Here is a 14,437-nt window from a genome sequence, read left to right on the forward strand (position 1 = left end):
GGGTAACCGTCCGCCGGGTTAGGGAGCGTAACGGGTCGAGCTGAAAAACGCCTTGGAGAACAGTTTGCGGATCAGACGTTCATTAACGATTAAACAAATGGCTACGGTGTCAGGCGTGGCGCTGGTGACTATTTGCATTTTCATTGTGATCCAGCTGTTCCATTTTGTGCAGCAGCGCCGTGAGGATTACGCCCAGCAGCTGCAAAATATAGCCATGTCGGTGCGTCAGCCTTTATCCAGCGCGGTATTAAAGGGAGACGTGCCGCAGGCCGAGCGGATTCTCGCCACCCTGAAGCCGGTGGGCATCCTGAGCCGGGCGGATGTGGTGCTGCCGGATGATTTCCAGGTGCTGCACGCGGATTTTCCGCCGGAGCGGCCGGTGCCGGCGCTGATAGAGCGCCTGTTCCGGCTGCCGGTGGAAATCTCGGTGCCGCTGTACGCGCTTCCGCGGCCTTCGCATCCACGGGCCCTGGCGTCGCTGGTATTGCAAGCCGACTCCTACCGGTTGTACCAGTTTATCGCCAGCGCGTTTTCCACCATGATGTCCACCTATCTCCTGCTGGCGCTGGTGCTGACGATTGCGATCACCTGGTGTATTAACCGCCTGATGGTCCATCCCCTGCGTGAAATCGCCCGCAGTCTGGAAACGCTGCCGGCGCAGGACATTCCCCGCCACCAGCTTTCGCTGCCGGATATGCACCGCGACGACGAGCTTGGCGTGCTGGTGCGCAGCTATAATCGCAACCAGCAGATACTGGCCGGCATGTTCGACGATCTTAACCGGCTGTCGACCCGCCATGCCGAGACCGCGCTGCCGAATAAAAACCTGTTTACCGCCATGCTGGATTCGCGCATGGTCCTGTGCCGGGATATGCAGCAATATTGCCTGCTGGTCATCAGTATCAGCACGCTACAGGAAGCCACCGGCATTCTTACCGAGGCGCAACGGGGCATCCTGCTGATGACGCTGACCCGGCAGCTTAAGCGGCACCTTAACGATCATCGTTTTCTCGGCCAGCTCAATCACAATGAATTCGCGTTGTTCGATCACGGAATCCAGAACGCTTACGAAGGAATGCAACTGGCGCAGGGCATCATGAAAAGCATTAATGCCCCCCTGGCCATCGGCAGCCTGTCGCTGCGTCCCGCCGCCAGCATCGGCATTGCCCTGAGGCTGCGCAACGACGAGTCCGCGCATCAACTGCTGCGGCGCGCCACGTCCGCCATGATGCTGGCCCATGACAACGGCAAAAACCAGATCTTATTCTTCGAGCCCAAGCTCACCGCCATGGTTCACCGGCGCATGACGCTGGAAAGCACCATCCTGGAAGGCATAGAGCAGGAACGCTGCGCACTGTTCTTCCAGCCGCAGGTGGATATTCGCGACCGGCGGCTGATTGGCGCGGAGGTCTTGCTGCGCTGGCGCCAGGATGACGGCAGTTACTCGCTGCCGTCGGATTTCATCAGCGGCGCCGAAGAAATCGGCGCGATGGTGCCGCTGGGCAACTGGGTCTTAGAAGCCTCCTGCCGCATTCTGGCGCAATGGCGTAAACGCGGTATCCATCTCCAGCTGGCGGTGAACCTCTCGGCCAAACAACTGCAGGAATCCAATCTGGTGCCGTTTCTCAAAGTGCTGCTGGCCCGCTACGAGATCGCGCCCGCACAACTGGTGCTGGAAATCACCGAGACCGCGCGCATTACTGAATTCGAGCACTCCCTCGGCCTGCTGCGGCAAATGCGCGAGCTGGGGATTTTGATTGCGCTGGATGACTTCGGCATGGGCTACTCCAGCCTTTATTATCTGGACCGGTTGCGCAACCTGCCCATTGATTTGCTGAAAATCGACCGGAGTTTTATCGAAAAACTGCCGGAGGATTTGGTGATGCTGCGTATTGTCAGCGCCATTGCCGAGGTGCTGTCGCTGCCGGTTATCGCTGAAGGCGTGGAAACCCAGGCGCAGCTGCAATGCCTGCTGGATCATAACATCAGCTGGGGACAGGGCTACCTGTTTTCCGAGCCTCTGCCCCAGGAGGATTTCGAGCAGCGTTTCCTGCATCTCGCCGCCGTTTGATCGCCGGTGCGGCCGTGTGCCGCTTCCCATGGCCGGTTACTATAGTTTCTAAAGTCCAACTGAAGCGTTTCAATTCTAATTTCTCTCCGTTGCCTGCCGACAACCCCCGCGCGGTGGTGTATTGGTATTTCGAGATATGTAATTCATTATCAAATCATTAATATCCTTGCTACATATTCAACCCACTTAAACGCGTATAACTAATGAATAAGGTTGGCGTATGACATTCAACCCGTTTAAAAGCCTTTATCTTCAGGTCCTGGTGGCCATTGCGGCAGGGATCCTGCTCGGGCATTTCTATCCGGAACTGGGCGCGGACATGAAACCTCTGGGCGATGGTTTTGTTAAATTGATCAAGATGATCATTGCACCGGTTATCTTTTGTACCGTGGTCACCGGTATCGCGGGCATGGAAAGCCTGAAAGAGGTGGGCCGCACCGGGGCGGTGGCGCTGCTGTATTTTGAGATCGTCAGCACCATAGCGCTGATTATCGGCCTGATTATCGTTAACGTGGTGCAACCGGGCGCCGGCATGAATATCGATCCGGCCACCCTGGATGCCAAGGCGGTGGCTATCTATGCGCAGCAGGCCGAGCAGCAGGGACTGGTGGCGTTTCTGATGGATATCATCCCGGCGAGCGTAATCGGCGCTTTCGCCAGCGGCAATATCCTGCAGGTGCTTCTGTTCGCGGTGTTGTTCGGTTTCGCCCTCCACCGCCTGGGCGAAAAGGGCCAGGTGATTTTTAACGTTATCGACAGCTTCGCCAAGGTGATTTTCGGCATTATCAATATGATCATGCGCCTGGCGCCGATTGGCGCATTCGGGGCCATGGCCTTTACCATCGGCAAGTATGGCCTGGGGTCGCTGATACAGCTGGGGCAGCTTATCGCCTGTTTCTATCTGACCTGCATCCTGTTCGTGGTGGTGGTGCTGGGGCTGATTGCGCGGGTCACCGGCTTTAATATCTTCCGTTTTATCAACTATATCAAAGAAGAACTGCTGATTGTGCTCGGCACCTCTTCTTCCGAGTCGGCGCTGCCGCGCATGCTTGATAAAATGGAGCGTGCCGGCTGCGAAAAATCGGTGGTGGGCCTGGTGATCCCCACCGGCTATTCCTTTAACCTCGATGGCACGTCCATCTACCTGACCATGGCGGCGGTGTTTATCGCCCAGGCCACCAATAGCCATATGGACATCATCCATCAGGTGACCCTGCTGGTGGTATTGCTGCTGTCAAGCAAGGGGGCGGCGGGCGTCACCGGCAGCGGCTTTATCGTCCTGGCCGCGACCCTGTCGGCGGTCGGGCACCTGCCGGTGGCCGGGCTGGCGCTTATCCTCGGCATTGACCGGTTTATGTCCGAGGCCCGCGCGCTGACCAACCTGGTGGGCAATGGCGTCGCCACTATCGTCGTGGCCAAGTGGTGTGATCAACTGGATGAAAAACAGCTGAACGCGGTGCTTAAACCCACGAAAACGGCCGCCTCCGGAACCTGATCATTTCCTGCTGTTTTTGCCCCCCTTTTACCGGCCGATGCATGGCGATACGGCCGGTAATGCCCTGTTACGCCTATTTTTATCTCGTTTATACCCCAGGCGGTACTATTTTATGCCGTGCCGTGACATCCGCAAAGGTCTGCGGTCTAACAACATGGTACACTTTGCGCCACGCTTTTTTCCGACGGAAAAAGTACTAATCGATGGAACGCACGGTAAACCGTCTGAGTGAGATTACATATTTTAATAGGCAGTTATTGAGTAGGGGTTCACATGCAGGGCACCGGAATTCGTCTTTTCATGAGTGGAGTGTTACTGGCGACGGTGGGTGGCAATGTTCAGGCAGAAGCATTACAACCCGATCCCGCCTGGCAACAGGGTAAACTCAGTAATGGCTTCTCCTGGCAAGTGTTGGCAACACCGCAACGGCCGAACGATCGTATTGAATTACGCTTAATGGTGAATACCGGTTCGCTGGCTGAAAACGCGCAGCAGACCGGTTTTGCGCGCCTGCTTCCGCGCCTGGCGTTGACACACAGTGAAAACTTTTCCTCCGCGCAGCTGAAATCACTCTGGCAACAGGGCGTGGACCGCGAACGTCCGCAGCCTCCGGCCGTCATCTCCTACGATTACACGCTTTACAGCCTGAGCCTGCCCAACGGCCGCCCCGAGCTGTTGAAAGAGGCGCTGAAATGGATGATGAACACCGGCGGCCATTTAACCATTAATCCCACCACGCTGCATGCCGCCCTGGAAGGGGCCGATCCGGTGGCGACCGCCCCCGCCAATGCCGGCAGCCCCTGGTGGCATTACCGCCTTAAAGGGTCGGTCTTGCTGGCCCACGATCCGAGCCGGCAGGCGGCCGCGCCGGTGAGCGGCCAGCAGTTGCAGCAATTCTATCAGCGCTGGTATACGCCGGACGCCATGACGCTGTATGTGGTGGGCAACGTCGACAATCGCGGGCTGAACGAGCAGATCGTCAAAACGTTCTCATCGCTGAAGGGCAAGCGCGATACGCCTTCCACGCTGCCGGCGCTGTCGCCGCTGGTGGCGCAGCCGGTCAGCCTGATGAGCGAGGACGCCAAAGAAGATAGTCTGAAGCTGGTATGGGATACTCCCTGGCAGCCTATCCGCGATTCGCGCTCACTGGATCGCTACTGGCGCAGCGATCTGGCCCGCGAGGCGTTGTTCTGGCATGTCCAGCAGGCCATGCAAGACAGCAACCTGAAGCAGACCAACCTGCGTTTCGATTGTAATGTGCATTACCAGCGCTCCCAGTGCGCCGTGCATATGGACACCGCCATGGATAACCTGACGGCCGCGTTGACCTTTGTTTCCCATGAGCTGGCGAACCTGCGCAATAACGGCCTGAGCAAGGCGGAGTTCGACGCGCTTATGGCGCGCAAGACCGGCGAGTTGGGCACGCTGTTCGCCACTTACGCCCGTACCGATACCGACATATTAATGAGCCAGCGTCTGCGTTCACAGCAAAATGACGTGGTGGATATCGCGCCGGAGCAGTACCAGAAGCTGCGCAACGCGTTTTTGTCCAAGCTGACGCTGCAGATGCTTAATGAAGAGTTGCGCTCGCAGCTATCGCAAAACGCCACGCTGGTGCTGATGCAGCCCAAGGGCGAGCCGGAAATGAATATGAAGGCGCTGCAGGAAACCTACGAGCATATCATGGCGCCGGGACCGCAGCCGGCAGCCGTCGATGAGAGCAAACCGGAAGTCACGGATATCCCGCCGCCGTCTTGATGCGGGCTGGGCGGGGCTGGTTTCAACGCGGTAACGGCGGGCATGATGGCGGCGATAGCCAGGAAAGGGCATTCGCCGCCTCACGCATCATGGGCTTATGCAGGTATTGCGGGCATTGCGTCGCGTGGAATGATGGCGCCGCGATATTGGATCACCGTGCTGGCGGTCAGGTGGCCGCATTTGGCAGCAGAGACCGCGTCGCCGCCGGTCAGGCGCACCGCCAGATAGCCGGCGCTGAACGAGTCGCCCGCGGCGGTGGTATCGACCACCTTGTCCTGCGGCAGTTTGATCGCCGGCACGTCCAGCAGTTCCCCTTCCCGGGTCGTTACCAGACAGGACTCGGCGCCGCGTTTGATGACAATTTCCTGCACGCCCCAGCCGCGGGTGCGCTTAATGACCTCGTCCACCGGCTGTTTGCCCCACAGCATATCTTCATCGTCCAGGGTCAGGAAGGCGATATCTGTGTGGGTGAGGATATCCCGATATGCGCCTTGGGTTTCTTCCCTGTTCGCCCACAGGCGCGGACGATAGTTATTGTCAAAGATGACCTTGCCGCCGTTATCCCGGCAGGTTTTCAGCAGCGCCAGCAGGCGCTGGCGGCTTTCGGCGCTGAGGATGGCGATGCTGATGCCGCTCAAATAAAGATAATCAAAACCCGCCAGCTCACGGCAGATACGCTCTGAATCCGCGCTTTCCAGCCAGTAGCGCGCGGCGGCTTCATTACGCCAGTAATAGAAGGTGCGCTCGCCGGTGGCGTCGGTCTCGATATAATATAAGCCCGGCAAACGGTTATCCAGGCGCTGGATAAGATCGGTTTTCACCCCTTCCTGCCGCCATGCGCCGATCATGTCTTCACTGAAGGTGTCGGTGCCGAGCGCGGTGACGTAATGTACGTCCAACTCGCCCGATGTGACCAGCCGCGCAATATACACCGAGGTATTGAGCGTATCGCCGCCAAACCCGCGTTTAACATCGGTGCCTTTTTCGGACAGTTCAATCATGCATTCGCCGATAACGGCAATGTTTTTGGTTGTCATTTACTGCGAGCCTGTATGAATAAAGTGAATAGAAAGGGGTTAACGCACTTAGTCTCACTAGATTGGTCGCCGCCGTCAATAGCACTGAAACGTTGTTTTAATTTTTCATGACTTAGATCGCGCCCTGCGGGGGCCCTTGTTCAGGGATAATCACTATTTTCAGTAACAAATTCAATCATTATCCTGCCTCAGGTCCGAAATCCTCAACTATGATTAATGACATAAGGCCGTTTAATGAGGAATGTTATCACCATGACCCGGACGAAAAAGGCGATCTTAGGCATTGTATTATTCTTAGTGGTGGTATTGATTGCCATCGTTATTTTTATCGCCACCTACGATCTGAATCGCCTGAAGCCCACGATCAATGAAAAGGTTACCGCCGAGCTGCACCGGCCCTTCGCCATTAACGGCGACCTGGGCGTACAGTGGTCGCGCCAGCGGGACGAGGCGGGATGGCGGGCATGGATCCCCTGGCCGCATCTGCATGCGGAAGACGTGGTACTCGGCAACCCGCCCGACGTGCCCGGCGATTATACCGCCCGGCTGAAACGGGTGGAGGCCAGTCTGTCGCCGCTGGCGTTGCTGCATAAGGAGATCTACCTCCCGCGCATTACTCTTTTCAGCCCCGACGCCGCGTTAAAGCGTTTGGCCAACGGTAAGAACAACTGGACCTTTAACCTGGCCAACAGCGATCAGCCGCAGCAGGACACGCCGCCTTCCGCCTGGTCATTCAAGGTGGACGATATTGCCTTTGACCAGGGGAAAATTGACTTTCTCGACCCGATAACCAAGGCCGACATTCATATGACGGTCAATCCGCTGGGCAAGCCTATCCCTTACGCGGAGCTGGCCGGCGCCAGCACCAAGGATAATACCACCCGGGGCGACGCCTCCAGCGCGGGCGGCGACAAAACGGCCAAGGCCGATGATACCTCGGCCAAATCTGGCGGCGATGATAAAACGGCCAAGGCCGATACCGCCGCCAAGTCCAGTGGTGATGAAAAAACGGCCAAGGCCGATACCGCGGCCAAGTCCGGCGGCGATGAAAAAACGGCCAAGGACGATACCGCCGTCAATCCGGATGGCAGCGGCGCGGCGCGGCGTACCGACGACTATATCTTCGGCTGGAAGGTGACGGGGAAATATAACAACGAGCCCCTGAGCGGCGACGGTAAAATCGGCGGCATGCTGGCGCTGCGCAGCGCCAGCCGGCCCTTCCCTTTGCAGGCGGACGTGCGCTCCGGCGCGACCCGGGTCGCTATCCAGGGGACGCTGGAAGATCCGATGAACCTGGGCGGCCTGGATTTGCGGCTGCGGCTGGCGGGCGATAACCTGGGGGATCTGCATGCCCTGACCGGTGTCGTATTGCCGGATTCACCGCCGTATTCAACGGACGGGCACCTGATTGCCCATTTCCAGGGCAAGGAGGCCGGGCATTATCGCTATGAGAAATTTAACGGCAAAATCGGCTCAAGCGATATCCACGGCACGCTGGAGTTCGTGCAGGGTAAACCGCGACCTTCTCTGACCGGAGAAGTGGTGTCGAATGAACTGCGCTTTGCCGATTTGGGGCCGCTTATCGGCGCGGATTCCGGCACGGAAAGCGGTAAGCAGAAAGCCAAAACCCAGTCGGTACAGCCGGCGGATAAGGTGCTGCCCTACGATAAATTCGATACCGCCAAGTGGGATACCATGGACGCGGATGTGAAATTCACCGGCAAGCGCATCGAACACGGCAAAAATCTGCCAATCAGCGATCTTTATACCCACGTTAAGCTAGATGACGGCGTGCTGCTGCTTGACCCGCTGCGTTTTGGCATGGCGCGTGGCAACCTGAATTCCACCATTAAGCTTGAGGGCAACAAGACGCCGATGCGGGGCAGGGCGGATTTGCACGCGCGCGGACTGCAGCTTAAGGCGTTGTTCCCCGACGTGGAAGCCATGCGCAGCAGCATGGGGCAGTTGAACGGCGATGCGCAGTTTACCGGCACCGGTAATTCCGTGGCCGCGCTGTTGGGCAGCGCCAATGGCGATGTGCGTATTCTGATGAACGACGGCGTTATCAGCCGTAATCTGATGGAAATCGCCGGCCTGAACGTGGGTAACTATGTGGTCGGCAAACTGTTTGGCGACGAACAGGTGAAGATTAACTGCGCGGCGGCGGACCTGGGGGTGCGTAACGGGTTGGCTACGCCGCGCTTGTTTGTGTTTGATACAGAGAATGCGGTCATCAATATTGCCGGCACGACTAATTTTTCCAGCGAACGGCTGGATTTATCCATCAATCCGGACAGTAAAGGGATGCGTATCGTGACATTGCGCTCGCCGTTGTATGTGCGCGGCACCTTTAAGAACCCCGACGCCGGGGTAAAACCCGGCCCGCTGATTGCGCGCGGGGCGGCGGCGGTGGCGCTTGGCGCGGTTCTGGCGCCGGCGGCGGCGCTGCTGGCGTTGATTTCGCCCAGCGGCGGTGAAGAGAATCAGTGCGGTCCGATTTTGCAGGAAATGAAAAACAAAAAATAACAGGGCGGCACGCTCTCCCTTTAATATGCCGAGTGGAGATTTTGCGATCGCGGTCCTGATGCGTGATGGGGCTGATGAGGTCCGGCAATATTGGCCGCCCCGGGAAGTAAATGTCGCGCTGTTTATGTCGCCTCGTTAGGGGCTTCGTTTGCGGCTGGCGGGGCGATTTATGTCGCCGCGGTGTGAGTTTCGCTTGTCGTGTGCGGGGCGATTTATGTCGCCGTGGCGAAGGTTTCGCTTGTCGTGTGCGAGGCGATTTATGTCGCCATGGTGAAGGTTTCGCTTGTGGTGTGCGGGGCGATTTATGTCGCCATGGCGGAGGTTTCGCTTGTCGTGTGCGGGGCGATTTATGTCGCCGTGGCGAAGGTTTCGCTTGTCGTGTGCGGGGCGATTTATGTCGCCATGGCGGAGGTTTCGCTTGTCGTGTGCGGGGCGATTTATGTCGCCATGGCGGAGGTTTCGCTTGTCGTGTGCGGGGCGATTTATGTCGCCGTGGCGGAGGTTTCGCTTGTCGTGTGCGGGGCGATTTATGTCGCCGTGGTGGAGGTTTCGCTTGTCGTGTGCGGGGCGATTTATGTCGCCATGGCGGAGGTTTCGCTTGTCGTGTGCGGGGCGATTTATGTCGCCGTGGTGGAGGTTTCGCTTGTCGTGTGCGGGGCGATTTATGTCGCCATGGCGAAGGTTTCGCTTGTCGTGTGCGGGGCGATTTATGTCGCCATGGCGAAGGTTTCGCTTGTCGTGTGCGGGGCGATTTATGTCGCCATGGCGGAGGTTTCGCTTGCCATGCGTCGGGTTGCTTTATGTATTGCCGGGTGCCGGCAAGCGACAAAGAGGCCGTAGCGCGACGGCCTCCTTGACCTCCGCGCGCCCGGCAGGTCGCGCGTCGCTGCGCGATGCCTTCCGCCGCCCATGCCCCCGTGATGCACCGGCCCGGTATGCGCTCCCGGCGCTACCGGGCCTTTCGCCGCTCCCGGCGGCTCATGCCGGGGTCACAGGCGCCGTCAGCGCGCTTTATGCCGGTCCCTATGTCGCGGTTCGCACGGCATATTATGAAACAACAGCGGCGCTGATGCTTGGGATAAGGTCTGGCGCCGGGATACGGTTAACCATTACAGAATGCAACGGGTCTGGAATGCCGCTGACATAGCGAAAAGCAGGCATACCGAAAGAGACTTATCAGTCATGCAGTCATGCAGTCATGCAGTTATGCCATATGACATTCATCATTCAATTTTGAGTTTTGAGTTTTAACATTAAGCATTACGCTTCCAGCCATTAGCCATCAGCCTGTAAACATTAGCGTAAAATGAATACTGAGACCTTTCCCGGTAAGCGCATACCGCTAAGAACCCCAAAACGCTGTTTTGCCGGCAGGCGATGGTGTTGACGTGGTGCCGGCATAGAGTGCGCCGGCGGCGCACGTCACGGCTGGATGAGCCGCCGGGAGCGGCGAAAGCCCGGCTTGCGTCTGGAACGCATGCCGGGCGGTCCAAAAGCCGGGATGGGTGATGCCGGGCACCGCGCAGCGGCGCACGATCTGCCGGACGCGCGGAGGTCAAGGAGGCCGTCGCGGTACGGCCTCTTTGTCGCTTGCCGGCGCCCGGCACTGCATAAAACAACCTAACGCATGGCAAGCGAAACCCTCGCCGCGGCAACATAAACCCCACCCGCAAGCATCAGCGAAACCCTCGCCGCGGCAACATAAACCCCACCCGCAAGCATCAGCGAAACCCTCGCCGCGGCAACATAAACCTCACCCGCAAGCCGTACGCGAAAATCCCGCCAAGGGGCGACACGGACATGTCCGCTTAGCGCAGGATGGCGCAGTTGTGATCCTGGATCTCCTCGCTGGAAGCCAGATTACCGCGCAGCAGGTTGCGCTCGCCGGCCAGCAGCGCGAAGCCGCCGTCGGCCAGCGGCACCAGGGCCAGCGTAAAATGCCCCATGTTATCCGCCGCGTCCGGCACGCCGCGCGCCAGCATCAGAAACGGGCTCTGCGCCGCCAGTTCGGCGGCGGTAACGTGCATTGCCAGGTACGGATGCCCCATCAGCGGTTCGCCCAAGGGGCGCCAGGCATTGCCGAGGGCGGCGGCTTCGCCGTCAAGCCGGCGCCGCACATCGGAACGCAGGCAGGAGATATGGATATGCAACTGGTTCTGCGTGCGGCCCGAGGCGGAATTAATCGCCAGGGAGAGGGCGCTGTCCGGGATTGGGGCACCGCGTTTTTCGGCGAGATAGTGCCGCGCCCGCCAGGCGTCATAAAAGAAGTTGGGGGTCTGGGGCTGTAACAACTGCGGGCTTTCCATACCGGTTATTTTTTCGGTCGGCATCAACAAATACTGCAGGGGGCCGTTCAGGTCCTTAAGTATCACGTACCCCGCCGCCAGGTTGACTTGCGCACAAGGCGCCGGCTGTCCGGTTTTTTGCTGTCCGGGTACGCATTTCTGGCTGACGATCTTCCACAGCGCATCGGGGTTGCCGCCGGGCAAGCGGCTGTAATAGATGCCGGCGCCAATGGCCGCGATGACCAACAACAGTATCGGCAGGAAATATCGGTTACGCCGCATATTCATTACAGCCCTCATTATTTTCGCATAATCAAAAAAAACGGGCCGCACCACTGGGGATCCGGCCCGTCATTCTCCAGCCGGCCGGGGGATGGCCCCTGACTGCCGGCGCGCTTATTTTAACAGCTACAATGACCGATGCCGAGTCTCGTGCGTGGCCAGCAGCGCCAGCAGCGTCAGGGTCGCCATTGAGGCCAGGTAGATGCCGACATAGAACAGACCATAATTGGCGGTCAGCCAGGTGGCGATATAGGGCGCGACCGAAGCCCCGATAATCGAGGAAACGTTATAGGAGAACGACGCGCCGGTATAACGCACCTCGGTGGGGAACAGCTCGGGCAGCAGCGCGCCCATGGGTCCGAAGGTGAGGCCCATAACGGTAAAACCGCATAGCAGGAACGCCATTACCAGCCAGATATTGCCCGAGCCAAGCATGGACGGGAAAACCAGCGCGAACAGGATGATAATCAGGGTTACGGTGATCATGGTCCGCCGGCGGCCGAAGCTGTCGGCCAGCTGGCCCGACACCGGCACCAGCAGCCCGAAACCGATGACCCCGACCATCAGCATCAGCAGGAAATCATTGCGGGGGATCCCCAGGCCAATCGGCTTGGGGGTCGTGCCGTAGGTCAGCGAATAGACGGTCATGATATAAAACAGCGTATAGGTCGCCACCATGATAAAGGTGCCGAGCACGGTGGCTTTCAGATGCTTACTGAACAGCGTGCCGATGGGCATGCGCACCTGCGCCTTGGCCAGGGCTATCTTGGCGAATACCGGCGTTTCGTGCAACGAGACGCGCACATACAGGCCGATCAGCACCAGTACCGCCGACAGGATAAAAGGCACGCGCCAGCCCCAGCTCAGGAACTGCTCGTCGGTCAGCAGCCAGGACAGGGCTAAAAACATGGCGTTGGCGAAAAAGAAGCCGATGGGCGCCCCCAGTTGCGGGAACGAGCCGTACAGCGCGCGCTTATGCGCCGGCGCGTTTTCCGTGGCCAGCAGCGCCGCGCCGCCCCATTCGCCGCCCAGTCCCAGGCCCTGGCCGAAACGGGCCACCGCCAGCAGTATCGGCGCCGCGATGCCGATGGTTTGGTAACCCGGCAGCAGGCCGATGAGCACGGTGGAAATACCCATGGTCAGCAGCGAGGCCACCAGCGTCACCTTGCGTCCGACGCGATCGCCAAAATGCCCGAACAGGGCGGAGCCGATGGGCCGGGCGACGAAGGCCAGCGCGAACGTCGCCAGCGATTGCAGCGTGGCGGCGGTAGCATCGCCCTGCGGAAAGAAGATATGCGGGAAAACGATGACCGCCGCGGTAGCGTAAATATAGAAGTCGAAAAATTCGATGGCGGTACCGATTAACGACGCCACAATCACTTTACCCCGGGAGTTTACCGGGACGGATGGCGCATTGGGTTCGATGGCTGGTGCGATGGAGGCTGGCATGTTGTTTCTTATTGATCAAATGCGTAAAAGAAAGGCATCTTAGACATAGAAAAAAGCATTTTCAATGGCGTATTTTTGACCACCCGGCGTCTTTGCCTGCCAAAAAGCAGATTATGTGACACAGACGCTTGTTTGCAGAGGGAAGACCGTGATAGGCGGCAACCGGCAGAATTTAACCCTGCCCCGGGGGCAAATAAAAGGGCGGGGTAAGTGTTATATGCTGGTTTGTGGTTATATTTTTGTTAAAAGTAGCAATACTCACTGCTTTTAGCGCATTTTATTGAAATAATACACTGCTATACCGGCGGTAAGCACCATTAGATAGGGCAAGAGGCGGTCCTGTCCCGATGCCGCCCGGGCGGCGCAGAGGCGCCGGGCCGCCGGCGGTTTTCCAGGCGCGCCGTAAGATATGCCGGCGCCGGTATTGTCCCGGCCGCGATTCGCCGCGGGAGGCGCTTTCGTCCCCGGCGGCGTGGGAGTGTCGTCGTCGCGGTATTTTGCCGTGGCTATCCAGGCGGCGCAAAACAATGTCAGGCGGGCAAAAAAGTAGAAAAACGCCATCAGCCCGATCACCGAGCCAAACGCCGCCCCCGAAGGCGAGGTGGCCAGCTTGGGCAGCGTCAGGGTCATGATAATTTTGATGATTTCAAAACCCACCGCCGCCAGGAGCGCCCCGCGGAACATGGCTTTGCTGTGCGGCTTATGGCGGGGGATGACCCAGTAGATCCACAAAAACAGCAGGTAATTGGCCAGCACCGAGACTATCAGCGTGACCACCGTCATGACCGGCCGCAGCCATTCAACGGTGTCCAGCCCCAGGGCTTTGACGATACTTTCCTGGGCGGCGCCGGCGATGGAGGTCAGGGACAGGGTGACAATCAGCGCCACGATAAGTCCAATCAGCGAAATCAGATCGCGCAGGTATTTAAGATAGAATTTTTCCTCATCCTGGGGATTGCGCTCCCATTCGTCGCGCAGCTGGGCGCGGATGGCCTCGCGCAGGTTGCCCATCCAGTTCAGGCCGGAATACAGCGCTATCAGCAGCCCGGTAATACCCACCGTGGTACGCTGGGCGATGGCGGTCTTGACCGTGGTTTTCAGCGTATCCGCCAGGGTCCGGTCGCTGATGCTGTCGGCAATCTTGTTAATCAGGTTGGTCAGGATATCCGGATTGGACGCCAGGAAAAACCCCACCCCGGCGAAGGACACCATTAAAATGGGTATCAGGGACAGGAAGGAAAAATAGGTGATCGCCGCGCCGAACTGGCTGCCCATACGGTCGTTAAAACGTTCCACGGCGCGGATCACGTGCGCCACAGCCGGATAGGCGCTGACTTTCCCGATCAGGCGGCCGGAACGTAACGCCACCTTATCAATCTTTTCGTTGCCGGTATGGATATTGCCGAACAGCGAACTGCCGGATTGCCCGGGGGACGGGGTTGATGTCGTCGATTTTTCAGCCATGATCCTCTCATCTCTATCGCGATATTAGTTCGCCATGCAATTGATTATAGATAAGGATCGCTAAAAACGG

Annotated in this window: 8 protein-coding genes and 1 pseudogene; 5 read left to right on the top strand and 4 right to left on the bottom strand. The window is 58.5% G+C overall.

Going from position 1 to position 14,437, the window contains the following annotated elements; genetic code table 11:
* The first annotated feature begins 64 nt into the window (after positions 1 to 64).
* The 3 genes from hmsP to ACL2XN_RS18650 all read left to right on the top strand — a co-directional run bounded on the left by hmsP (position 65) and on the right by ACL2XN_RS18650 (position 5,324).
* On the top strand, positions 65 to 2,071 hold the full coding sequence (gene hmsP / locus ACL2XN_RS18640; protein WP_413729230.1) for a biofilm formation regulator HmsP: 2,007 nt from the start codon (positions 65 to 67) through the stop codon (positions 2,069 to 2,071).
* Between the two features lie 220 nt (positions 2,072 to 2,291).
* Positions 2,292 to 3,566, top strand: a complete 1,275-nt coding sequence (locus tag ACL2XN_RS18645; protein WP_410013027.1) for a dicarboxylate/amino acid:cation symporter — start codon at positions 2,292 to 2,294, stop codon at positions 3,564 to 3,566.
* 273 nt (positions 3,567 to 3,839) lie between these two features.
* Entirely contained in the window at positions 3,840 to 5,324 is a 1,485-nt protein-coding gene (locus ACL2XN_RS18650; protein WP_410013028.1) for a M16 family metallopeptidase, read from the top strand.
* Between the two features lie 95 nt (positions 5,325 to 5,419).
* On the opposite strand, the gene ACL2XN_RS18655 is transcribed toward ACL2XN_RS18650, so the two are convergent.
* Positions 5,420 to 6,361: a sugar kinase gene (locus tag ACL2XN_RS18655; RefSeq protein WP_413729231.1), complete on the bottom strand. Its 942-nt coding sequence runs from the start codon at positions 6,359 to 6,361 to the stop codon at positions 5,420 to 5,422.
* Positions 6,362 to 6,613: 252 nt separating this feature from the next.
* Between ACL2XN_RS18655 and ACL2XN_RS18660 the strand changes: the two genes are divergently transcribed.
* The gene (locus tag ACL2XN_RS18660) at positions 6,614 to 8,887 is read left to right on the top strand and encodes an AsmA family protein (RefSeq protein ID WP_413729232.1); all 2,274 of its coding nucleotides are present in this window, start codon (positions 6,614 to 6,616) and stop codon (positions 8,885 to 8,887) included.
* Positions 8,888 to 9,109: 222 nt separating this feature from the next.
* The gene (locus ACL2XN_RS18665) at positions 9,110 to 9,727 is read left to right on the top strand and encodes a hypothetical protein (protein WP_413729233.1); all 618 of its coding nucleotides are present in this window, start codon (positions 9,110 to 9,112) and stop codon (positions 9,725 to 9,727) included.
* Between the two features lie 968 nt (positions 9,728 to 10,695).
* Here ACL2XN_RS18665 and ACL2XN_RS18670 read toward each other — a convergent pair.
* From ACL2XN_RS18670 to yhjD, 3 genes and pseudogenes are all read right to left on the bottom strand, one after another.
* A complete protein-coding gene (locus tag ACL2XN_RS18670; RefSeq protein ID WP_413730994.1) occupies positions 10,696 to 11,454 on the bottom strand; it encodes a CDP-diacylglycerol diphosphatase in 759 nt (252 codons plus the stop codon).
* A 126-nt stretch (positions 11,455 to 11,580) separates the two neighbouring features.
* Complete coding sequence (locus ACL2XN_RS18675; RefSeq protein ID WP_410013031.1) at positions 11,581 to 12,903, bottom strand: MFS transporter; 1,323 nt, start codon at positions 12,901 to 12,903, stop codon at positions 11,581 to 11,583.
* Positions 12,904 to 13,371: 468 nt separating this feature from the next.
* A pseudogene (gene yhjD, locus ACL2XN_RS18680) lies at positions 13,372 to 14,367 on the bottom strand (inner membrane protein YhjD); the annotation flags it as partial.
* Positions 14,368 to 14,437: the final 70 nt, after the last annotated feature.

Source organism: Sodalis sp. RH22 (genome assembly GCF_047324165.1).
Classification (GTDB): domain Bacteria; phylum Pseudomonadota; class Gammaproteobacteria; order Enterobacterales; family Enterobacteriaceae; genus Acerihabitans.